Annotated in this window: 19 protein-coding genes, 9 tRNA genes, 2 rRNA genes and 1 pseudogene; 29 read left to right on the top strand and 2 right to left on the bottom strand. The window is 40.7% G+C overall.

What is annotated here, in order from left to right; genetic code table 11:
• Positions 1 to 43: 43 nt before the first annotated feature.
• From PHW01_02390 to PHW01_02420, 7 genes are all read left to right on the top strand, one after another.
• Positions 44 to 117, top strand: a tRNA-His gene (locus PHW01_02390).
• A gap of 277 nt (positions 118 to 394) precedes the next feature.
• The gene (locus tag PHW01_02395; GenBank protein ID MDD5626838.1) at positions 395 to 628 is read left to right on the top strand and encodes a hypothetical protein; all 234 of its coding nucleotides are present in this window, start codon (positions 395 to 397) and stop codon (positions 626 to 628) included.
• A gap of 350 nt (positions 629 to 978) precedes the next feature.
• Positions 979 to 2,022: a hypothetical protein gene (locus PHW01_02400; GenBank protein ID MDD5626839.1), complete on the top strand. Its 1,044-nt coding sequence runs from the start codon at positions 979 to 981 to the stop codon at positions 2,020 to 2,022.
• Positions 2,023 to 2,280: 258 nt separating this feature from the next.
• Positions 2,281 to 2,706 carry a hypothetical protein gene (locus PHW01_02405; protein ID MDD5626840.1) on the top strand — a complete coding sequence of 142 codons (426 nt, stop codon included), beginning with the start codon at positions 2,281 to 2,283 and terminating at the stop codon, positions 2,704 to 2,706.
• Entirely contained in the window at positions 2,687 to 3,034 is a 348-nt protein-coding gene (locus PHW01_02410; GenBank protein MDD5626841.1) for a 4Fe-4S binding protein, read from the top strand. The genes PHW01_02405 and PHW01_02410 overlap by 20 nt, the downstream gene beginning before the upstream one ends.
• Positions 3,016 to 4,743: a hypothetical protein gene (locus tag PHW01_02415; GenBank protein MDD5626842.1), complete on the top strand. Its 1,728-nt coding sequence runs from the start codon at positions 3,016 to 3,018 to the stop codon at positions 4,741 to 4,743. The genes PHW01_02410 and PHW01_02415 overlap by 19 nt, the downstream gene beginning before the upstream one ends.
• Positions 4,744 to 4,988: 245 nt before the next feature.
• On the top strand, positions 4,989 to 5,630 hold the full coding sequence (locus PHW01_02420) for a hypothetical protein (protein ID MDD5626843.1): 642 nt from the start codon (positions 4,989 to 4,991) through the stop codon (positions 5,628 to 5,630).
• A 143-nt stretch (positions 5,631 to 5,773) separates the two neighbouring features.
• Here PHW01_02420 and PHW01_02425 read toward each other — a convergent pair whose 3' ends face one another.
• Entirely contained in the window at positions 5,774 to 6,112 is a 339-nt protein-coding gene (locus tag PHW01_02425) for a hypothetical protein (protein MDD5626844.1), read from the bottom strand.
• A gap of 187 nt (positions 6,113 to 6,299) precedes the next feature.
• Between PHW01_02425 and PHW01_02430 the strand changes: the two genes are divergently transcribed.
• The 16 genes and pseudogenes from PHW01_02430 (at position 6,300) to rrf (ending at position 18,494) form a co-directional block, all read left to right on the top strand.
• Positions 6,300 to 6,373 (top strand) — tRNA-Val (locus PHW01_02430).
• Positions 6,374 to 6,634: 261 nt separating this feature from the next.
• Positions 6,635 to 6,706, top strand: a tRNA-Arg gene (locus tag PHW01_02435).
• A 134-nt stretch (positions 6,707 to 6,840) separates the two neighbouring features.
• The gene (locus PHW01_02440) at positions 6,841 to 7,185 is read left to right on the top strand and encodes a MazG-like family protein (protein MDD5626845.1); all 345 of its coding nucleotides are present in this window, start codon (positions 6,841 to 6,843) and stop codon (positions 7,183 to 7,185) included.
• Positions 7,186 to 7,288: 103 nt separating this feature from the next.
• Positions 7,289 to 7,361, top strand: a tRNA-Lys gene (locus tag PHW01_02445).
• A gap of 209 nt (positions 7,362 to 7,570) precedes the next feature.
• Positions 7,571 to 7,644: transfer RNA gene (locus tag PHW01_02450), tRNA-Val, on the top strand.
• Positions 7,645 to 7,873: 229 nt separating this feature from the next.
• A complete protein-coding gene (locus PHW01_02455) occupies positions 7,874 to 8,809 on the top strand; it encodes an RluA family pseudouridine synthase (protein MDD5626846.1) in 936 nt (311 codons plus the stop codon).
• A gap of 66 nt (positions 8,810 to 8,875) precedes the next feature.
• Positions 8,876 to 9,217: pseudogene (rplS, locus tag PHW01_02460) on the top strand (50S ribosomal protein L19).
• A gap of 154 nt (positions 9,218 to 9,371) precedes the next feature.
• Positions 9,372 to 9,456, top strand: a tRNA-Leu gene (locus tag PHW01_02465).
• Positions 9,457 to 9,505: 49 nt separating this feature from the next.
• A complete protein-coding gene (locus tag PHW01_02470) occupies positions 9,506 to 9,838 on the top strand; it encodes a tRNA-binding protein (protein ID MDD5626847.1) in 333 nt (110 codons plus the stop codon).
• A gap of 42 nt (positions 9,839 to 9,880) precedes the next feature.
• Positions 9,881 to 9,953: transfer RNA gene (locus tag PHW01_02475), tRNA-Val, on the top strand.
• Positions 9,954 to 10,103: 150 nt separating this feature from the next.
• Positions 10,104 to 10,177, top strand: a tRNA-Ile gene (locus tag PHW01_02480).
• Between the two features lie 66 nt (positions 10,178 to 10,243).
• Positions 10,244 to 10,558, top strand: coding sequence for an RNHCP domain-containing protein (locus PHW01_02485; protein MDD5626848.1), 315 nt, complete (start codon positions 10,244 to 10,246; stop codon positions 10,556 to 10,558).
• 181 nt (positions 10,559 to 10,739) lie between these two features.
• Entirely contained in the window at positions 10,740 to 11,486 is a 747-nt protein-coding gene (locus PHW01_02490) for a hypothetical protein (protein ID MDD5626849.1), read from the top strand.
• Between the two features lie 131 nt (positions 11,487 to 11,617).
• Entirely contained in the window at positions 11,618 to 12,310 is a 693-nt protein-coding gene (locus tag PHW01_02495) for a hypothetical protein (protein ID MDD5626850.1), read from the top strand.
• A gap of 486 nt (positions 12,311 to 12,796) precedes the next feature.
• Positions 12,797 to 17,856 (top strand): 23S ribosomal RNA (locus PHW01_02500).
• A 521-nt stretch (positions 17,857 to 18,377) separates the two neighbouring features.
• A 5S ribosomal RNA gene (gene rrf / locus PHW01_02505) occupies positions 18,378 to 18,494 on the top strand.
• A gap of 100 nt (positions 18,495 to 18,594) precedes the next feature.
• Here the strand turns inward: rrf and PHW01_02510 are convergent.
• Positions 18,595 to 19,515 carry a hypothetical protein gene (locus tag PHW01_02510; protein ID MDD5626851.1) on the bottom strand — a complete coding sequence of 307 codons (921 nt, stop codon included), beginning with the start codon at positions 19,513 to 19,515 and terminating at the stop codon, positions 18,595 to 18,597.
• Positions 19,516 to 19,809: 294 nt separating this feature from the next.
• On the opposite strand from PHW01_02510, the gene PHW01_02515 reads away from it, so the two are divergent.
• From PHW01_02515 to PHW01_02540, 6 genes are all read left to right on the top strand, one after another.
• A tRNA-Ser gene (locus PHW01_02515) sits at positions 19,810 to 19,896 on the top strand.
• A gap of 97 nt (positions 19,897 to 19,993) precedes the next feature.
• Entirely contained in the window at positions 19,994 to 20,407 is a 414-nt protein-coding gene (locus PHW01_02520; protein MDD5626852.1) for a hypothetical protein, read from the top strand.
• 130 nt (positions 20,408 to 20,537) lie between these two features.
• The gene (locus PHW01_02525; GenBank protein ID MDD5626853.1) at positions 20,538 to 21,242 is read left to right on the top strand and encodes a hypothetical protein; all 705 of its coding nucleotides are present in this window, start codon (positions 20,538 to 20,540) and stop codon (positions 21,240 to 21,242) included.
• Positions 21,243 to 21,440: 198 nt separating this feature from the next.
• Positions 21,441 to 21,779: a hypothetical protein gene (locus PHW01_02530; GenBank protein ID MDD5626854.1), complete on the top strand. Its 339-nt coding sequence runs from the start codon at positions 21,441 to 21,443 to the stop codon at positions 21,777 to 21,779.
• A 162-nt stretch (positions 21,780 to 21,941) separates the two neighbouring features.
• Positions 21,942 to 22,280, top strand: a complete 339-nt coding sequence (locus tag PHW01_02535; GenBank protein ID MDD5626855.1) for a hypothetical protein — start codon at positions 21,942 to 21,944, stop codon at positions 22,278 to 22,280.
• A gap of 143 nt (positions 22,281 to 22,423) precedes the next feature.
• Positions 22,424 to 23,236, top strand: a complete 813-nt coding sequence (locus PHW01_02540; protein ID MDD5626856.1) for an inositol monophosphatase family protein — start codon at positions 22,424 to 22,426, stop codon at positions 23,234 to 23,236.
• The last annotated feature ends 5 nt before the right edge of the window (positions 23,237 to 23,241 follow it).

The raw sequence follows: 23,241 nt of genomic DNA on the forward strand, positions 1-23,241 counted from the left end.
AGACAGCCCAACACTTTTATGCTAATTTAAAGACACAATAATGGTGGCTATGGTGTAACGGCAGCACAACAGGCTGTGGCCCTGTTAGAGAGGGTTCGAGTCCCTCTAGCCACCCCAAAAATTGAATTTTTATTTGATACTAAAAAGACCTTGTAATCAGAGGTCTTTTTAGTTTTCCTTGACTATATTTTAAAATAATTGTATAATCCATTTTTGATCATTTAGAATTTCTTTGCTCATTTTAATACACTTTGAATCAAATTTAACTGGTCAACAATTCAAGTAAAAGGAGGTTTTTGAGATAATGGAAAGATTATTCATCTTGGCGGGATTAATAGTAATCGCCGTAGGCGTAGTAATAATACTGTGCGTTGCGATATCAAACTTACTTTTTATGCGTAAGCACCCGGAATATTCTTTGTTTCCAGTAGTGGCAACCTGCCGCTTATGCAACAAAAGGATATATCTTTGGCAAAGGAAAGAATATCGCTTGTACAAAACGAACCTGGATAATCCGGACGATATTGCGATCACGGCAAATGCCGGAGGACTAGTTCATAAAAAATGCAAGGGAACACCGGAATTTAATCTAAAAGTTTCTTTTGGGCGTTCTGATAATCAAATCTAGGAAATTCCTATCCCAAAATTCATTCTGACCCCACAAAATGGCGAGGATAAAATCCTAGCCACGGTATACAGATGAACTTTGCGCTTTTATTTAACTATACTTGCCGAGCTTCATATATTTTATAAGCGGCAAGTTTTTTTATTTTGATATTTTCACCCCAACATAAAACTGCAGACGACCCAAACTTCAAAATCACCCCTCGGCAAGCCCTATCCGCCTAAGGCGGACTACGGGGAAAGCTCGGGACTTCGCCAAACAGGCGGTTTTTGGTATAATAAAAGATGGTGAAATATCAAAAAAATAAACCCCATTAGAGAACCTCGCTCTCTAACGGGGTAAAAACAAATATTATGATGAACCAAACAACCAGAGAGCAAACATTTTTTAAGCCCACCAAAAGAAAAATTATTCTGCCCTTGATTCTTCTCCTGCTCCCTCTGACTTTATTTCTAATCTCTGTGCCCTATGTGGGCTATTTTTTTGTGCTTTTGCTCGCGACCCTTTGCATTCCCTTGAATCCTCTTTTGGAGAGATTACACTTGGTCATTGGAGCTCCTGGCTGGTTTGATATGATGGGAGGTCCGAGTCTTGGGGGTATTATTGTCGTGATGGTTTTATATGCGGCGATTGCTTACTTTATTATCTGCCTCCTTACCTATGTCACGCGGAAAAATCCAGAATCTCCGCTCTCCACTAATATTTCCTCTTCCTCCCGCTCCTTAATCAACAGGCATCCAAAGATAACAATCTTGCTGGTTTTTTCCATTTTAATCATAACAGGCGCGATTATTTTAACTTTAAGACAAACATCGCAAGTGGCGCCAACCGAAGAAGCAGTAACGCAAGAAACTCCCAAAATTACAGAAACGGAGCAACCGAATTCCGAAAAAATGGAATGCAAGAAAACAAACGGCGAGTGGTGCGAATTCACCAATGAAAAATATAATTATTCTTTTAAATTTCCGGCTGATTGCGTGGTGAGTAGTCAGATACAAACAGGGAAAGGTGGAATTAACATAATCAAAGATGATTTTGTAATTATTTCGCAAGAGGAAACGAAAAGGCAAGAAAGAGATTTTGGGATTCACATCACAATCAGCCATACGGATACGCTGTTTTTTAATCCACCCGAAGAAACGGACCTAATCACTTGGCTAAACTTGAAGGCGCATGATATGTATTACCCTAATTATCCAATCCCAAATAAACCGAACCTAACAATTGACGGCTTACCCGCGGTTTATATTGATATGGATTCGGCGCAGTCCGGTCACCAAGCGGATGTTTACGTATTAAATAAGAATAAATTATTCAAAATTAATACAATGGATACGGGGAGCAGGGAAGCAAAGGATTTTTTCACCGCTTTTCTTGCAACTTTTAAATTTAATTAATTTTAGTATCAACAACGGGCGAAAAAATAATAAAATTTAGATTAAACAAATATAGAAAAGGACCTTTCCGTAAGAGGTCCTTTTGGTTTTGTAACAAAAGGACAATTTCAATCAATTTATTTACAAAATCTCAATTTTAAACTAGAATAAATTTTCAGAATATGGGGATTGAGAACGGTTCTTTTTAAAAATAACGAGTTGAGTATATTTGACGATTCTTTATGCGCGATTAACTAAAAACTGAACAGGAGGAAAAAAATGCCAAAGACAACAGACAGCCAAAGGCTTGGCAAAAGAAACAGGAAGGAAAAAAGAGAGCACTTTGAAAATGCAGGCGTAATCCACGGCTATAAAGCGAAAAGGTTAATGCAAAGTGTAAAAACAACGGTGAAAGAGTGGAAAGGCACGATTGGTTCAAGTAAGGGAAGAACTGTTCTCCAACTATTACTCACAAAGGGTCCTATGTACTCTTATGATGTGTCCGATTGGGGCAAAAAGATTAGTAGCGTTTTAGGAATATCCCAAAAAGACGCAGAGGAAATGGTAAACGAAGCAAGAAAGCTGAAAGAAGGAAAAGTCCTTCTTATGGAAAGTGAAAATAAGGCGATCCTGGAAAAAATCCAAGAACGGATTACTTCAGGAACTTACACAGTTATTCCTAGCCATGCTCTGGAAATCCGGTAAACATAATAAAGGGGGAATTTGCTTGGAAAATAGATTTGTAGCCACCTTCAATAAAAACAACAAGGATTGTGATAGTTGCGGCGCATGCGCTTTACGATGTCCGAGCGATGCCATAGAAATGGGATATAAATTTCCAAACTCGTGGCCGATAATTGACGCGCAAAAATGCGTCAGCTGCGGTAAATGCATCAAGGTATGCGATGCGAAGGCAATCTCTTTCACCTTAAAGGGGGTGATCAAAGCAAAGATTCTTCACTGTTATCATAGAAGGAGACTTATTCACGCTATAAGAAAAGAAAGGAGCAGAAAATGGCACTACGGACGTTAATTGGCAATCCACCCACAGTGGGAATCTATGGAGCGATAGACCCGCGCACATTCACGGTGCCAGGGATTCCAGAGGGTTGTGTTAAAGCGCAGCAGATGCCGGTCGTGATGAACCGCCTTGAAAAGGTCGTTGAGCTTGCTAAAACAATTAAGATGTATGACGACACCGAGCTCAAGGTTATCAAGGGAAGCGTTCCTGTTGGCGGACCAAGGGACGCGGCAATTGTGCAAGCGGAGTTTGAAGCGGCTGGGGTCAGCATCATCCTTAATTCTATGTGCACTTGGTCAATGGGCTGGGAAACGAACTTCTTTGGGCATCCAGAATGGATAACTGCCTATGAAGCAATGAATGGGACAGCTTGGCCCGGAGCGGTTTTGCTCAACTCCAAGAGGGCATCCGCGACAGCGCATAAAAATCCGGTATTCTGCATTTACCCGCCGGATGTTGAAGAAATGGATCCCGCGGCGCCTTTGCATCCGGAAAGCATTAGGAAAATTACTCAATTCCTTAAATGCGCCGGCTCAATAGCCATGATGAGAGGCAAGAGCTATGCCAGTATAGGTCATGTCTCAATGGGCATTGCAGGATCAGAAGTATCTAGCGACATCCTAGCCAGATGGTTCGGAATGAAACTCATTCACGTTGACCAGCTTGAAATTCTGATGCGCATAGAGCGCAAAATGTATGACAAAGAAGAAGCCGACCGCGCCTATAATTGGTTCTTTCAAACTTTTGAGGGCCGCATAGATCCTTATAAGAAAATGGCGACTCACGATCACAAGGTGCTTTTGGAAAAGCTTGTCCAAATGACCCTTGTTATCCGTGATATTATGCGCGGAAATGACGTAATCAAGGATGAAGAAAGGTCGCAGGGAGCTAATGCCCTGTTCGGCGGAACTGCCGGACAGCGTTATTGGACAGATTGGCATCCAAACTTTGACTTCCCGGAAGCGATCAATTCCGGCACGTTTGACTGGAATGGTCTGCGCCCGCCCATGATCCAAGCCACTGAAAACGACTTCTTGAACGGTATGAGTATGCAGTGGGGAACAATGCTCACCGGAGTTGCTACGCTCTTTGCAGACCTTAGGACTTACTGGTCGCCAAAGAAGATAAAAGAGGCAACTGGCGTTGAAATTTGTTCTTATGCGCCAACGGGATTCTTACACCTAATTAATAGCGGACCAGCGGCGCTTGACTGGGCGACTGATCCCGCGTTTATGCCTGCTGAAGAAAGAATGAGGCAGGCAATCAAGGGAATAGAATGGCACCCAGCGAGTCCAGGCTACTTCCCTGGGGGCGGGCTCTCCACGCATTTTGTTACGCCCGGCGGTCTGCCAATAACGATCATTCGGCTTAACCGCGTCGGACAAGATTTGACGCTTTCCGTAATTGAAGGACATACAGTACAACTGCCAGAAAATGTCGCTGAATATGTCCGCCAGAGAACCGATCCTACATGGCCAGACACTTTTGTTATAGCTGATGGCATTGATACCTTTGACGTTATGAACAGAGGTATTGACCCGAATCACGTTTCAGCGGCTATCGGTCACATCGGCGAGGAAGTGATGACTATGGCGGCGATGCTGCGTATCCCTGTAGATTATCATAATATAGATGAGAGCCGGGTTCTGCGCCCAACACTGTGGACACGCCTTGGCGGAGACAGGGAAACCTGCAAGGTTTTGGGTCCTTTATACGCTTAAATCAGCACCTTGGACAGGAAATCTCCTGTCCATTTTTATTTGAATTTTATTCGTAAAATTGGTAAGCTAAAAACGGGGGAATAATAATGGCTTGTTCTTTACCCCGTTAGAGAAAGCCACCGATTTTAATCGATGGTCATTACCGCTTAAAGCTGACGGTAGTTTAATGCCACCGTCAGTACAGACCGTTAGAGAACAAGGTTCTCTAACGGGGTTTACTTTAACTAAAGAAAGGGGATTAAGATATGTCTGCAGATTTGGCTGTGCCGAAAAAAAATTACGTACCGAAGGAAAAAACTTTTAAGGATGTAAAAAAACAAATATTATGGAGACAATTTAGGGCAGGAAGAAAAACCTATGTTGTACTTCATAGTTGCTTCGCAGACCCGGCTCTCATTTCCTTTCTGATTAAATGGGGGATATTAGAGAGGTTGGGCACAATCGGACAAGTCGCCAAAAAAGAAAACTGGGATCAAAGCTGTATCAGTAATTCTGGATTTAGCTATAGCAATAATTCTATCTGTTATCTTGTAAAGAGAAGGGTTAAAAATCTGACTGTGGCTAAAATCCTGAATGTCCCAGAAGGCATACCCATACCATTAGATGGTACAATTGAATGTGTTAAAAAGGTGATAAAAGACAGGACTTTTGAGATAAAGGGCATAAAATACGCGGCAATTTGGTATAGATTCGGAGTGCCAAAATACGTTCTGAAGAGAATAATAGAACTGGGTTACTTGAAATATGCGGGAAAACTGCGTGAAGTGGTTATAGCATCCGGGATAACTTGGGATCCGAATAATTATAAAGACGGCAACTCTGTAATTGCCGGAAACGCGAACGTATACAAAATATTAAAAAATCCAGCAAGATTTTCATGGAAATAATTTGACCTTTTTAGAGGCAGCTAAAAACTGCCTTTTTTATTTTAAAAAAATCCCTATGAAATTTATTCATAGGGTTCACAATGAACATACTGGGCGCAAGCGCCGTCTTTGTTGACCATAGGAAATTTTGCTATCGGCGCCTCCTAAAGATAACGCCTAGAAATAAAGCGAGGTTTTAACAACTCCCCGCAATGTTCGCATTTTTTAAGATCCCTCTCGCCCTTATCGGTCATTTCTTTGACTTCTTTAAAATTCCAATTGGAACAATTGGGGCATTCTCCCGAAGAAGTAACCATCCGCAGGGAGTCAAAATCAAGCAGAGTTTCTGTTTTTTGCGGAATAACATTTACCGCGCAAACATTATTCCACCAATCCCAGAAAAAGGACCAGGATAAGCCCAAAGGGATAAAGATGCGACCACCCTTAAAAGGAGAAGGAGCCGAATATCCGACGCGAGCGCCATTTGAATTAAAGTGAGACATAATTCCAGGAGACATTATAGACATTATCTACTCCTTTCAATAGAGATTAGAGGATAAAGAACAGACCCGAGAAACACTCTTTTAGATTATTTTTTTATTACCTTTTTGTCAATCTTACTCTTGTAAAAACGATGGTTTTTAGTTAATGTATAAATAGATGGGTTCGTAGCCCCTCACCTTTTTAAAAGGGTATATAGCTCAGTTGGTTAGAGCGCTGTCCTCACACGACAGAGGTCTCTGGTTCGAATCCAGATATACCCACTAAATAGATAGATGATAAAAGCATAAAATCCAATTTCTTAATTAAAGATAAAGGTGGGGGGAGGTCAGTCGTTCAAATCGGCTCGAGCCCACCTACGCTAAAGCTTCGGTGGGTAAACCCACAGAAAAAGCGTAAAGCAAAAACTAAAAGCTAAAAATTAATTATTTATAATAAATTTTACCACTATTTTACGCTTTGCATTTTACACTTTAAACTTGTTTCGCCCTCGTAGCTCAACTGGATAGCCCCCCACCTTTGATGCCCCTGTAGTGAAATGGATATCACGACGGTCTTCGGAACCGTTAATGTAGGTTCAAATCCTACCAGGGGCACTAAAGGTGGGGGGTTGTAGGTTCACCCCGTCATTCGACGGGGTGCCCTATCGAATGATAGGGCAAATTCTACCGGGGGCGCAGCGCTTTGCTTAAGTTAAAAATTTAAAGTGCAAAATTTAAAATTATCTCTTATGAAAAAATATAGCTTGCAAGAAGTTATTAATATTACTCGGAAAGAGATTATGGCTTTCGAAAAAGTAGAGCAGAGGAAATGGGGCATAGAAGCTAATGTGGTAGAATTAGCAAAACAGGTCGGCGGCTTGGCAAAACACATTATGGTGCAGGAAAAATATTATCTCAAAGAAAGATATAAAAAACCTGAATATAAAACAGCTAAAAAGGATATAGAAGATGAACTTGCTGACGTTTTCTTTTGTTTAGTGCGTATTGCGGATTATTATAAGATTAGTCTGGAAAAGGCACTAATTGAGGCGAGAATCAAAGGATTAAGGGATCGAGGCACTCAACTAAAATAAAAACAATCCACCCGCATCAGGGATGGAAAAAAATATACCCACCGAAAAGTGGATTTTTTATTGAAAAAAGGGGAGAAATAAGGTATATTGATTTTGCATTCAAGCGCCCATAGCTCAATTGGTAGAGCAGCACCCTCTTAAGGTGACGGTTGGAGGTTCGATTCCTCCTGGGCGCACAAAAGTAAATTAAAAATGAAAAGTGAAAAATGAAAAAAGAGTTAATTTCAAAGGCTTACCTTAAAGTAATGACTTTATTTAAAAAAAGGTTCTTAAAAATTTTTTCATTTTAGATTTTAGTTTTTATTTTTTCATTTTCAATTTTTAATTTATTCAAGGGCTCGTAGCTCAAGTCTTGCCCCACACCATTTTCTACAAATAAGAGGAAGGGTATATAGCTCAGTTGGTTAGAGCGCTACGTTGACATCGTAGAGGTCTCTGGTTCAAATCCAGATATACCCACAAAAAATAGGTAATGAGGACTGGGAAAGTATTTAATTTTAATAAATAAAATGGTGCGGGGTGAAGTTAGAGCGCTACGTTGACATCACAAGAGGTCTCTGGTTCAAGTCTGCACGAGCCCACCTACGCTAAAGCTTCGGTGGGTGAACCCACAAAAAAAGCGTAAAACTAAAAGCAAAAAAAACGTAAAATAAAAAATTTAATTTAGAATTTATTTTGGAAAGGAAAAATGAACAAATTTATTGTTCAAGTAAAAGATAAAGAGGAACGGTTGGACAAATTTTTAGTGCGCAAGTTTCCACAATATTCGCGCTCCCATTTACAAAAGAATATTAAAAGAGGACGAGTCGCTGTAAACAGAGAGAATGACAAAAAACCTGATTACAGGCTTAAAGCGGGGGATATTGTTGAAGCTGACATTAAACCTTTAGAAATGGTTAGTTTGGCTCCAGATAAAACTATCCCTTTAGATATTGTTTATGAAAACGATGATCTGTTGGTAATTAATAAGCGAGCCGGAATTGTAGTGCACGCCGGGGTGGGACGAACAAAAAACAATTTAGTTAATGCTCTGATTGCTCACTATCCTAAAATTAAAAAAGTGGGCGATGCGCCCGACATTCGCCCCGGCATTGTTCACCGGTTAGATAAAGACGCTTCTGGATTGATGGTAATAGCAAAAAATAATCCCTCTTTCCAATACCTCAAAGGGTTATTTCAGAAAAGAAGAATTGAAAAGATATATCTCTCCCTAGTTTGGGGCAATTTTAAGGAAAAAAGAGGCAAAATCAATACGCCTCTGGCAAAGAATCCAAACAATCCGGCAAAAATGGTCGTGGTCCAGAACCCTAAAGATTCCTTGCAAAGACGCGCTAAAGCGGCTTTAACCGAATTTGAGGTGATAGAACAGTTTGACAATACCGCCTATATTAAAGTATATTTAAGAACAGGACGGCGGCATCAAATCCGCGTCCATTTTAAATCCATTGGTCATCCTTTAGTCAATGATCGTTTTTATGGTTATCGCAAACAGCGGTTCTTGGGTTCAGGTCGTCTTTTTCTCCACGCGAGCGAATTGACTTTTACTTCTCCGCAGGGCAAAAAATTATCATTTACCTCTAAATTGCCTAATGATTTACAAGAAATCCTAACGCAGCAGGAATAAAGAAAGAGGAGGGAGGATAATATTCATAAAGCCTCCCGCTATTCCTTATTCATGATTCATAATTCCATGATTCCATTAATAGACGAATTCAAAAAAACTAACATACGCTCGGATGTCCCAAATTTTCGTCCCGGCTACACTATCCGCGTCCACCAAAAAATCCAGGAAAAAGGAAAGGAAAGAATTCAAATCTTTGAAGGGATGGTTATCGCGCGTAAAAAAGGAAAAAGCGCGGAAGCCACTTTTACCGTCCGCAAGATCTCTCAAGGAATCGGCGTGGAGAGAATTTTCCCTTTATATTCTCCCCATATTGCCGCAATAGAGGTCGTAAAAACCGCAAGGCCCCGTCGGGCAAAATTATATTATCTGCGCCGCCGCGAACGCGAAAAAATGCGACGGGAAGAGAGGGTCAAGAAAAGAGAAGTGAAAATTGTCAAAACAGCGGATAAGAAAAAAGAAGTACCAGAGAAAAAGCAAGAAACCCCAAAACCCAAAGAAGAAGGAAAACATACAAAAAAAGAATCTAAACTAAAAAAATCTTCAAAATAAAATTGTCTTCCTAGCCCAGGTGGCGGAATTTGGTATACGCACAAGACTGAGGCTCTTGGCCATTTTTTGGCATCCGGGTTCAAGTCCCGGCCTGGGCACAAAAAAAATGAAAAATGAAAAATTCAAAACTTAAAATGTCTTAATCTTATGGCAAATTTTGATGACTTCTTAAAATTAGATATTCGGGTGGGAAAAATTATTGATGCCGAGGAACTGCCAAATCCAAAACACACTACCCATAAAATCACCATTGATTTCGGGGAGGAAATTGGCAAAAAAGTCTCTGGCGCTCGTCTCGTTCGCTACACCGAAAAACAGTTAATCGGCAAACTGGTCTTAGGCGTTGTAAATTTACCGCCCAAACAAATCGGGCAATTAGCTTCTGAAGTGCTAACATTGGGAGCTATGGATGCCCAAAAAGAATGCGTCCTCATCTCTCCTGACAGTAAAGATGCAATTATTGGCAGTAAAATTTATTAAACCCGCCTAAATTTTTGGGTATGTAGACCAGTCTTCTGTCGGGGACGCATAGCTCAGCTGGTAGAGCGCCTCGTTTACACCGAGGAGGTCATAGGTCCGAGTCCTATTGCGTCCACAAATGTGCGGGGTGAAACTAAAGCGTCTTGTCTACACCGAGAATGATTGAGATTGAAATCCTACATTGCCTACAGAGTAAATTAAAAATGAAAAGTAAAAAATGTAAAATTGAATTTTTAATTTTTCATTTTGAATTTTAAATTGTTTTGGGCGTGTAGCTCAGTTGGTTAGAGCGTCGCTCTGATAAGGCGAAGGTCTGTGGTCCGAATCCACACACGCCCACAAAAGAAGCTAAAAGTAAAAAACTAAAAACTGCTAAGATATTTTATGGAAAATGTAGAATAAATAATGGTATTTACAGAGAGTAAAAAATTTCAACGCAATAAAGAAGATTTCACGTGCGTAAAATGTGGTTCTCTGGTTCATGGCAATGGCTATACCAACCATTGTCCCCATTGTCTTTGGAGCAAGCATGTGGATTTCCAACCTGGCGACCGCCAAGAGGGATGCCAAGGCATGATGCAGCCTATAAGCGTTGAGCTTCGGAAAGGGATATTTATCCTTACCCATCGTTGTCTTAAATGCGGAAAACGGAAAACTAATCGCGCCGCTCACGAAGACAATTTAGAGCTTATTCTGCAACTATCTCAAAACACAAACTAATCATTGCGTCACTCTAAATACAAGACCTTAAACCCAGGCTTCAAGGTTTAAACCTGCTAAATAAGACCCCATTAGATAACCTCATTCTCTAAACCTATTTAGAAATTTATTTCTAACGGGGTAAATATAATTTTGGTCAAAGCAGGAAATTTATATTATAATAAAAAGGGAAAAGATAAAGATGCAAGAAAAAATAAATCCACAACCACTCCCAGGAATAAAAGTCCTCTTTCGAGAAACCACGGATTTTTTTCGGGAACATTTTAGCCTGCTCATTTCCCTTTCTCTAATTTTAATGGGCATTGTGTTGATTTTTAGTTTTATCTTGGGCATCTTCGGCTCCAGCCTCGCTCTCCTTGTAAGCCTAGCGAAACAAAAAGTCCTTTTTCTGATAATGATAATTATTTTTGCCATCTTGAGCATCTCATTGCTCATTGCCGCATTGATCTTCCAAATTTTAGCCCAAGGAACAGTAATCTTGGCAATTATCCAGAAAGATCATCGCCGTGAAACAGATATCAAAAAAATTTGGCATGAAATTTTTTCCCAAGCTAAATCAATAATTTGGGTGAATATTCTTACTTTTCTGGCGACTTTAGGCGGTTATCTGCTCTTATTTATTCCCGGCCTCATTTTCGGTCTTTGGTTTAGCTTTGGGATATTCGTCCTTTTGCAAGAAAAACAAGTTGGACGCGCCGCGCTTAAAAGAAGCAGGGCATTGGTCAAGGGATATTTTTGGCCCATTGCCTTCAGAATCTTTATTCTGACCCTAATTATTGGCGGATCATCTATTTTCTGTTCCCTGATTCCTCTTTTCGGCAATGCATTAGGGATGGCTATCAGCTTGTTTGCCTTGCCTTTTATGTATATCTATCTTTACTTAATATACAAAAATCTTCTTGAGCTTAAAAAAGTGAATCAAAATTAATGGTTCGGCCCCGCTCCGCCGAAGTCCGCCTTGGGTGGACGGAGGCGAGCAAGCTCACCATTAATTCTCGAACTTTCCCGAAATTAAAATAAACATTCAATCATAATTTGCAAAAAAGGAGGTGATAAAAAATGGACACTTTAGGGTTGTGGGGCGAAAGCATAGTGGACTCTATAAGCAAAGTCTGGGCGAGCTTCATTATTTTTACCCCTAAATTATTTGGCGCGATTCTCGTAATGGTCTTGGGCGTATTTATCGCGATCGGCATTGCTAAAATCGTCCGCCGCATTATTAACGCTTTTCGTATTACGACTATCCTGCAAAAAACCAATATTGATGAAATAGTAGAACGAGCGGGAATAAAATTTGACGTCGGACAACTCGGATACTGGCTAGTGAAATGGTTTCTCGTGATTGCTTTCTTTATGGCGGCTGCGGAAATTCTTAATCTGCCGCAAGTGTCGCAATTCCTGGGTAAAATCTTGTTCTATGTTCCCAACGTGATTGTGGCGGTATTGATTATGCTGATCGGCACCATTTTGGCTAATTTCCTCTACCGTCTGGTGGAAAAAAGCGCTAAGGCTGCCGATTTAACAGTTTCTGCGCGCCTGCTCGCCGAGCTTTCCCGCTGGTCTGTGCTTATCTTCAGTTTGATGGCTGCGTTAATCCAACTCAAGATCGCCGCGGATTTAATTCGCACTCTCTTCACGGGATTGATAGCGATGCTCGCAATCGCGGGCGGGATTGCTTTTGGCTTAGGAGGCAAGGACGAGGCAAAGCGGGTTGTGGAAAAATTGAAAGGTATACGCAATAAAAAATATTAGACTAAAAAATCCCATCCTCCGTAGCGAATAAGAAAAACCGCGCCATAAGGGGTCTATCTATTATGTCTTTGGTATTCTTTAGCGTGGCGGTCAATAATCAAAATCGTTGCGGAGGATGGGAAAAACATCCCTTGACAGTATTTGGGAGTAAGTTATAATGGAAAATAGCTAAAAATTAAATTACTTTAGTTATGTTATATTTCATTTGCTTTATACTTCAGCGAAGCGGATAAAATCGCATATCTTGTTTTGTTGCCTTGGGGGAACCGCTTCGTCATCAGAGCGGTTTTTTGATTGGTAAAATTTCAAGAGAGAAGCCGAACTTTTTACCCCATTAGAGAACGAATTTCTCTAACGGGATTTAACCCACCCTTATTCAAAAAATTTCCTTTTCTCTTGAATGAAGCCGCTTCGTAAAGGAAAGAACCTTGACAATTGAATAACCCATTTCAGATAAATATGAATTTATCTAATGGGGTCAAAAATGATTAGAAAACAAAGGGCGTATGGCGAATGCCTTGACTTAAAGAGACGATGAAGGACGTAGCAGGCTGCGATAAGCCTCGGGGAGCTGCCAAGCAAGCTTTGATCCGAGGATTTCCGAATGGGGAAACCCTATGTAGAAAACCTACATAATCCGCCCAAATTTTTGGACTGTTAAAAATAAAAAGCTCCTCAAAAGGGGAGCATGTTAAAAAAATTGCTGGCAAAAGTGCTAAAAAAGGAGAGAGGTTGGAATTAATCTCTTGGGGACATAGGAGCTCCTTAGTCTATTTGGCGCGCGCCTTTAGCTCCACAATTCCAGACTTCACTTTCTCTCCTTTCGTCATGTTTCTTAGAATCTCCTACGTTCAAGAAACTATCTGTAGCTGTATTGCTACTAATAGTATATAGCAAATTCAAAAAATCATCAACAGTCTAAAAATTTGGGCGGAAGACAACCCGGGGAACTGAAACATCTTAGTACCCGGAGGAAAAGAAAAAAAATCCGCGCTTTGCGCGGAACATTCCCTGAGTAGTGGCGAGCGAAAGGGGAAGAGCCTAAACCTGTCGCCGCAACTCACTGTGTTCCCCTCACATCCGTTCGGGGTAAACTTTTCAGTTTACTCCGATGAGCGAAGCGACGAGGAGAGCCTAGCGAGTTGCGACGGCCGGGGTTATAAGACGAATACGCTATCAGGGCAACCTGGTACAGAGTTTAATAAAATGCGACTTGCCTAGCAGAAGGCGCCTGGAACGGCCCACCAAAGAAGGTAAAAGTCCTGTACGCGAAAAGCGTTGCATCTCTGACGTATCTCGTTCTTGAGTACTACACCACCAGGGAAATGGTGTAGGAAGTCGGGAGTACTACTAAAGTCGCTCCTCACTTTTGTTCGGAGCTCCTTAAATTTAAAATGCAAAATGAAAAATGCAAAATTAAGGTAGAAAATTTTGCTTCGCAAAATTTTATTAATTTTAAATTTTGAATTTGTAATTTTAAATTGGAACGACGAGCGAAAGCGAGGAGCGATCTCCCAAGGCTAAATACTCTTTAAGATCGATAGTGAACTAGTACCGTGAGGGAAAGGTGAAAAGCATCCCGGTGAGGGAGATGAAATAGTATCTGAAACCATACGCTTACAAAGAGTGGGAGCCACCGTGCCTCACTGCGTTCGGCACGGAATTTCTAATTTCTAATTAACCGAATTTCTAATCAATTTCTAATGCCTTAATGTCTAATGTCCAAAAATTTTTGGTCATTGGGTTATTGGTCATTGGGATTTGATTAGAAATTAAAAATTAGAAATTAGTCATTCCGCCACGCCGAGCATAGCGAGGCGCGGTGGTGACCGCGTGCTTTTTGTAGAACGAACCAACGAGTTAGCTGTGTATTGCTCGTATAAGTCCGTTTTAAGCGGACGTATGCAAAGTGAAAGCGAGCGTTAATAGCGCGTTTTAATTCATTAGGCAAATAGAATTCTTCTGTTTGCCTTAATAATTAAAGGCAGTACGCACTAGACCCGAAGCCAGACGAGCTAGCCTTGGTCAGGGTGAACTTTGGGTAACACCAAAGGGAGGCCCGCACCCATTGGTCGTGTAAAGCCATGGGATGAACTGAGGCTAGAGGAGAAATTCCAATCGAGTCTGGTGATAGCTGGTTCTCCCCGAAATAGCTTTAGGGCTAGCGTCCTATTTACAAATTTGGAGGTAGAGCACTGGATGGAGCAGGATGGGATTACTCCCTACCTGTCCCAACTAAACTCCGAATTCCAAACTTTTACGATAGGGCAGTCAGAACGGCGCGGATAAGCGCGTCGCTCAAAAGGGAAACAGCCCAGATTCTTATCTAAGGTCCCTAAGTTCAAGTTAAGTGGTAAAGGAAGTGAGATTACAGAGACAATTAGGAGGTTGGCTTAGAAGCAGCCATCCTTTAAAGAAAGCGTAACAGCTCACTAATCGATCGTGATCTTGCGCCGAAAATGTAACGGGGCTCAAACTTGACACCGAAGATAGAAACCGTTGCTCCGCAACGGAAGCTCCAATAATCAAGAATCAAATTCCAAACAAGAACCAATAACCGAAATTCAAATAACCAAACAATCTGGTTTTGAACTTTGGAAATTGGGATTTAAGATTTGTTTGGAAATTGGGATTTAAGATTTGGAATTTCCGCCGCGGAGCGGCGGTGGTAGGGGAGCATTCTATATCCAGTAAAGCCAGCCTGTAAGGACTGGTGGAGGATATAGAAGAGAGAATGTTGGTATGAGTAACCTAAAGTCCGGTGCGAAACCGGACCACCGTAAGTCTAAGGTTTCCTGGGCAACGTTAATCAACCCAGGGTTAGTCGATCCTAAGTCGCAAAAAACGACGATGGAAGAGTAGGTTAATATTCCTACACTACTATTAATTTTGACGGAGGGACGCCACAGGATAGATTTCGTGTCCTAATGGTTTAGGCATTGCTGATCCGTAGCCGGAAGAAACAGGCAAATCCGTTTCTTCAATTCCAAACGGCGAAGATTATCAAAAGGTTTATTCCGCAAGGAATAGGTCAATGAAATTGATTCCAGTGGCCAAGAAAAACTCCTAAAATTAGATTAATAGTACTCGTACCGTAAACCAACACAGGTAGACGGGTAGAGGATACCAAGGTGTTCGGGTGATCCTTAGCTAAGGAATTCGGCAAAACAACTAGGTGTAAGTTCGCAAGATACCTTGCCTCAAAACATTTCGCTTGCGCTTCGTGTTTCTTAAGAAATCCCAAAAATCAAGCGCCAAGCATCAAACAAATTACAAACAGAAAAATTCCAAGCTTAAAAGGGTTTGGAATTTAGGAAATCGAAATTTAAGATTTGTTTGTCTGGCTTCGCCAGATCTCGCGAGAAGCGAGAAAAATTATGATTTGGGATTTTGAGCACGGAGCGCTAGCGGAGTGCGTATGGGGTCGCAGTTAAAGATCCAGGACGACTGTTTACCAAAAACACAGGTCCCTGCAAAGCCAATAAGGCAAAGTATAGGGGCTGACGCTTGGCCAGTGTCGGAACGTTAAGAGCGGGGGTGAAAGCTCTCGCTTTAAGCGCCGATGAACGCCGGCCGTAACTATAACGGTCCTATGGTAGCGAAATCCCTCGTCACTTGATTAGTGACCTGCACGAACAGCGGAACGATCCTGGAACTGTCTTAGCTAAGTGCCCGGTGAAATTGCATTTGCCGGTAAAGATGCCGGCTAGCTGTATCAAGACGAAAAGACCCCGTGGAGCTTTACTATAGCTTGGTATTGATTTGAGGTTTTGGATGCCGAGAATAGGTGGGAGACTTTGAGCGTCAGCTTTCGGGCTGACGGGAGTCGCAATATGGAATACCACCCTTTCGGAGTCTTAAATCTAACCCCTTACCTAGCAAGGATTTTTGTGGTAAATTAAGAAATTTTAATCGGATTTATATTGTGCCTTAATTACTTAAAAATTCTTAATACTTTAGCGAGCCTAAAGGCTCGTATCTTTGCTAGGTGAGGGGGAAAGTGCCTGGTGGGTAGTTTGACTGGGGCGGTCGCCTCCTAAAAGGCAACGGAGGCGCGTATAAGGTTCCCTTGCTCCGGATGGAAACCGGAGTGAAAGTGTAAAGGCATAAGGGAGCCCTGCTGCGAGGGGTACATCCCGAGCAGTTACGAAAGTAGACCTTAATGATCCGACTCTTACTTGTAGGAGTGGAGAAGCCCAACGGATAAAAGTTACCCCGGGGATAACAGGCTGGTCGCGCCCAATAGTCCACATAGACGGCGCGGTTCGGCACCTCAACAACATCGGGGTGCCATGGCAGTAATGCCATAACAAAAATCTGACTTATAACGGTGAAGCCCTAATTCTTTTAATATCTTTTGTGGCATAAGTGATATAATAAGTAAAAGAGATAAATATAAAAGAATGGGTAATACCGTGGGAAGTTTAACTCAATTTCAAGGCCAAAGTTAAGAAAGATTCTGAATGAAAATATCATTCCATCTATGAAATATAAAATTGAGTTATAACCCCGTAGAGACTTGTCCCTAAGGAGGGACGGATAGAAGTGGTGAATCAAATAAATTAAATTACGGCTTCTATAATATGTCAGCCCCCTCACTTTTTAAAGGGGAGGGGTGAAGATATAGTCCGATCCTCTTAGTAATAAGAGAAAATGCCGACAAGCGATGTCGGCTCGTCGCATCCTGGAGGTGAAGAAGCTTCCAAGGGTTTGACTGTTCGCCAATTAAAGCGGTACGCGAGCTGGGTTCAAACCGTCAACCAAAACCTATTTACTGTTAGATAGGTTTGGCGGCTTCTAGTGGCAACACTAGAATGAAAAACTGACTCATATCGGTGAAATCCTAGTTGACAATTAACCTGTCGCATACTAGGATAATACCGAGGGAAGTCACGGCCGTACCTCACTATCGTTCGGTACGGGCAAATTTTTAATTTTTAATTTTTAATTTTTAATCAATTTTCAATGATTTAATGCTTAAATTTTTAAACTCAATAGAATAGAGAGTTTAAAAATTGAGTCATTACAAAATTGGAATTTGTTTGAAAATTAGAAATTGAAAATTAGAAATTCCGCCTGAACGCAAGTGAAGTGCGGCTGGTGACCCCGTAGAGACTCAAGGATAAGAACAATCCTTGGATTTAATCTTTAAAAAAGATTAGATAATACGTCAGTGCTCCAAAAAATTATTTTGGAGTGTGGTATAGTCCATGCCTTGTGGCAACACGAGGAGAAACATGCGTGAGACAGGTTGGTCTCCTATCTGATACAGCCGCATAAAGTCTTGAGGGAGCCCATTTCCAGTACGAGAGGACCGAAATGGATAGACCTCTGGTGTACCAGTTATCTTACCAAAGGTAAACGCTGGGTAGCTACGTCTAGTTAGGATAAATGCTGAAAGCATATAAGCGTGAAGCCGTTCCCAAGATTAGGACTTTCCGCCGCAAGGCGGAGGATTTGGTCGGAGAAGACGACCTTGATAGGCTCTAGGTGTAAGTCCTGCAAGGGATTTAGCCGAGGAGTACTAATAGATCTATTTCAATCATCTTTTGACCCCGTTAGATAAATTTATTTTCAAAAAGCGCATAGACTAAACAAAGTTATAACCCAAAAATTGAATTTGAGTTTTAACCTTTTTAGTCTTGCGTTGCACTAGTGTCTTCACAACAAAAATCGGCTTTTAAATTGGCAAGCGTGGTGGTGATGATTGCTGTCTTTATTACGATCGTCTTTTTACTGACCCCTCCGGCGATCGGGATGAGGTAAACCCCGTTAGAGAACCTCCTTCTCTAACTCCGTTTAGAAATTTATTTCCAGCAGGGGCTAACGGTCTGCACTGACGATGATATTAAACCACCGCCAACTTTAAGCGGTAATGACCACCGATTAAAATCGGTAACTTTCTCTAACGGGGTAAAAAACCCCAAAAATCCTGAAAGAATTTTTGGGTGACCCCTGAAGAAAAGCCCCACAAAATTATAGATTTTATGGGGGACCCCTGAAAAACCCCAATCAATCCCTATAATCAACGGAGATCTGTGAGCTAGAATGAATTAACTAATAGCTCTTCGGTGATTCTAGCGGAGGGGTTCCACTTGTTCCCATTTCGAACACAAAAGTTAAGCCCTCCAGCGCCGATGGTAGTGCCTCCCACGGGAGGCGCAAGAGTAGGTCATTGCCGGAATTATCAAAAAAGACCTTGAATAGATTAAGGTCTTTTTTGATTTTTCGGAAACAATAAAAAAGAGTATCCTTAATTCCCTCCGGGATACTCATAAACTTCTTCAATGTCTCTTAGATTTTGGTTTCCTTTTTATGCGTTGGCTGATAAACTCTGAATGATATTTTAATGGTTTCCCATAGCTAATCAAAGCTTCAACTAAATAACCTCCGGTGGTAATACTATTTTTATCACAGCCATTTTTAAAAGTACCAGGTCGCACTACTTGAATGCCATATTTTTTAAATGACCCCCGTCCATGACGGTGTCCGATTTGTAAAACTAAAACACTTACAGTCCAACTCCGCCCGTCTATGCTAACTTTTTTGCCATCTTTTAATACCTCTGATTGCAGGAAATCTCCAGCGCTTTTACCATTGGTTAAATGGACCATTATTATCGCTGTACCAGCAATAATAACATTGCATTCCAGACTGTTCAGGTAATAAAAATTATGCATCCACTTTTCAAGCATAATCAGAGGATTGACTAGCCCTGCTTTCTCTACCGCTACCGTGTGATTACCTTTGTTCCCAATATATGTTAAAGGGTACACTGATAAAACATCACAAAGCCTTTTTGCTTGATCTATAGGGGCAAGGTACCGTAATTGGCTTTCCTGCCCCGGATACAAACCCTCTATTAAATCTCCACTGATAAAAACATATTTACAGCCCTCGTCCTGAGCCGTCCTCAAAAAATGGCGCAAGCCTGCTTCATCAAAAAATACTGACCCGCAATGCAAATCTGAAGCCGCACCCCATTTTAAGATACACTCTCCTTTTTCTGCTTCGCTAATTACCAGAGAAGCACTGTCATCTTGCGCTGGTATATAGTATTTATCACCCCCATCGCTATCCTGCACACGAACTGGATAACCCAAAGCAGACATCTCCAAGATTTCTGATCCGGTTAGGTCCAACTCCTTGAGACTACAAGGATTATTAAACATTCTTTGCGCAGCCGATTCTATGGACACGGGCATCCTCCTTAAAGCTCATGGAAAGAACATGCTTTAATAACTTTTTACATCTATGCGCCACATATCTCAAAAATAAACTATCCCAGTTAATATGTCAAACCTATTAGCCCCTCACCTAGAAAAGATAGAAATCGTGTAGGTGAAGGGTTTGACTTTACGACTTTAAAAAATTATGATGAGAGAGGAAGGGTCGCATAGTGGTCTAGTGCGGCGCACTCGCCCCGAGATAAACTCGGGGCGCCACGGGTTTATCCCGTGGCGAAAAATTTATATGTTTATTATATAATATAATTCAATGGAGAGGTGGCCGAGTGGCTTAAGGCGACGGTCTCGAACACCGTTTGGGTCTAAAAGCCCACGTGGGTTCAAATCCCACCCTCTCCGCCTTCGGTCCGCCGAAGTCCGCCTCAGGCGGACGAAGGCGACCTTCGCCCGCCCTTAAGAAGCATTTATAAAAACTTAAAAATTAACAACAAGTATTATGAAAATAGGAATAATCGGCTCAATGCAATTTACCGAAAAAATGCTTGAGGTAAGAGAAAAACTGCGGGAATTGGGTCATGATGCTTTTCTCACAGATTCACATAAAGCAATGGTGGGTAAGACCGATGACGAGATTGAAAAAATCAAGCTTCATCAAAAATACAATATGGACGCCATTCGTAAATTCTGGAAAATGATGCAGGGAGCTGACGCTGTTCTTATTTTGAATCTTGATAAGAACGGCATCAAAAATTATATTGGGGGAAATACCTTAATGGAAATCGGTTTTGCCCATGTTCTGAATCAAAGAATCTTTATGTTAAACCCAATTCCCGAAATGCCATATTGCAAAACTGAAATTGAAGCTGTAAAGCCGATTATTCTTAATGGAGATTTAACAAAAATAAAGTAGGCAGTGAGGAAATGCTGGTTTAAGTGCGTATAATATTCAAGAATTTGTATTCTTTATAAACACAACGCGTATAACAATGAGTTATGTAAAATTACCAATAAATTTACACTCTAAAATTTAACATTATTTTATGTCAGACAAAACTGAAGGGACATTTGTCCCAGAACAAGAAAAAAGGAGGGGTATAGAAGTCCTAAATTTGCCAGAAGTTAGAGTAAGCTCTGCTTCATTCGCTAGAATTCGTGATAGCCAAGGAAGATACGCGCTTCTTGTAAACAAAAATAGGGCAAAAAAGGGAGACATCTTACTAACTCCGATTGGTGGCGCAATTGAAACCACTGAAGAAGGTTTACAAACCCTTCAACAACTTCTTGAAATTGAAAAAATTGCGTTTGAAAAAGGAAATGATTTACGCTTCCGTATGCCAGGAAAAAAAGCCAATGAATTTAGGGCATGGTTTCTTCAAAGACAACAGAGAGAGACGAACCCAATAAGAGAAGTTGTTGAAGAACTTGTTGATGAGGCAGAGCTATTAAAAAGAGAAGATCTTGGTGAGCTTCAGTGTGGCTTGGTCGGCTTTGATGCTGAGCTGGAGGAAACAACACGTATAGGGCAAGAAGGGCAAATGACCCTGCGCTTGTTGGAAATATTTGAGGCAGGATTAAAAGCTGAAATTATAACTAAATTAGAAGAATTATCTAATCAACCAAACGCAGTTATCTATTTTGTAACCGCCGAAGAAATACAAGCTGGACAAACTAATGATGGAATTAAGATTAGTAAATCATCCAACTCTCTGCTGAATCCAAAAAAAACGATAGAACCGTTCATATAAATTTATTGGCAACATTACATAACAGCATATATCTGGCTCGCTCCCTGCAGTCAATTGACTCATATTCACTTCAGGTGGACATCAGATATACACAAACGTTGAATAAAATACCACTTACATTTCAAGGGGTGGAATTCAAATTGATGATAAATTTATAAAATCGCATTAGAAAATTATTAACTACTAACGAAAAAACAAATGGAAAACTTGGAACAAGAGAGTGGAGATATTCATACCAAAGAAGTTGAGAGGAACAATATTGATATCGAAGAAATCAAAAGGTTTTATGATGTGATAGGCACCAAAATGCGTAATTTCACAAGACCATCCGGAAAACTGAATGTGGAAGCCTATGGAAGATTTATGGATTTTATGGATAAATTGGAAGAGAAATACGGGAAAGAAGAATTACGAAAATATGCGGCATGGCAGGCGGCAAGCGGCAGCAGTATTTTAGAGGACGAATTTATTGACATCACGGGGCTTGATCTTCCGGGTGAAGATTCCATAGAGAATTTTTTTGACTCACAAAAATGAGCTGTCCGCCAATTAGGGAACGCCAGTTTAAGCGCGTATAATATTCAAGAATTAAGATTTTTTCAGAAAACAATTCATATAAGAACGAGTTAAACGAAATTTTGCTCAACAAATATTTTTTATTTTTTATTAAAAAATTATTAACTACTAACGAAAAAACAAATGGAAAACTTGGAACAAGAGAGTGGAAATATCTATACCGAAAAAATTGAGAGGAACAATATTGATATCGAAGAAATCAAAAGGTTTTATGATATGATAAGAACCAAAATGGAGAATGCCATAAGTCCATCCGGAGAACTGAGCGAGGAAGCCTGGGACAAACTTACGGATTTTATTCAACAATTGAAAAACAAATACGGGCAAGAAGAATTACAAAAATGCGCGGCATTCCATGCGGCAACCGGCAGTGGTATTCCCGAGGGTAAATTGGTTGATATCACAAGGCTTGATTTTCCGGGCGGAGATTCCATAGAGGATTTTTTGGACTCGCAAAAATGAACAGGCTCGGATAATATTTTTCCTATCGGCAAAATAAAACTTTTCATTACATCCAGTGACAGTATATATCTGGCTCGCTTATTATAGTCACTCGAATCATATCCACCTAAGGCGGACATCAGATACACGTACACGCAAATATTGTGCGCAATCAACAACCTAAAATTATGGATCAAAGCATACTTACAGAATGTGGAAAATTTGCAACCGAGTTGGCGAAAAACGCAGGAAGTCTGATCAAAAAACACTTTGAGCAAAAATTAAATAAGACCAAAAAGGATAAAGAAGAAAGGAATTTTGTCACAAGAGCAGACCTTGAGTCAGAGGAATTCATCATCAACAGTATCAAAAAGGAATTTCCTGACCATAATATCTTAGCCGAGGAATCTGGGTCTCTCACGTCTCTATCAGGGTTTATTTGGATAGTTGATCCTCTTGATGGAACAACAAACTTTTCAAGAAATTTGCCATTTTTCACGATTTCTATCGCACTCGCAAAAAATGATCGGGTTATTCTAGGCATTGTATATCAACCAATCAATGACGAGTTGTTTTATGCTGAAAAGGGAAAGGGAGCGTTCCTGAATGCAAAAAGAATTATCGTATCTGAAAATCACTCCTTATCAAAATCAATAGTCTCTCAAAGCTTTGATTATTCTAATAAAAAGAGAAGAGACAATATCAAAAATATACAGAAAATCTTCTTTTTGATTGAAGGTTTCAGATTGCTTCATTCAACCGCGTTGGAACTTTGTTATGTTGCATCGGGACGATATGATGGATATATGATCTCAAGCGCAAACCCATGGGACATTGCGGCTGGGGCATTAATCGTGGAAGAAGCTGGTGGATCTGTGACTAAATTTGATGGTACACAATGGGAATTGATGCGCCCAAGGATTGTTGCTACGAATGGATTAATTCACAAAGAACTTCTAAAGAAAATAAATACCTAGCAAGG

This window comes from Patescibacteria group bacterium (assembly GCA_028717685.1).
Taxonomy (GTDB): domain Bacteria; phylum Patescibacteriota; class JAQUNI01; order JAQUNI01; family JAQUNI01; genus JAQUNI01.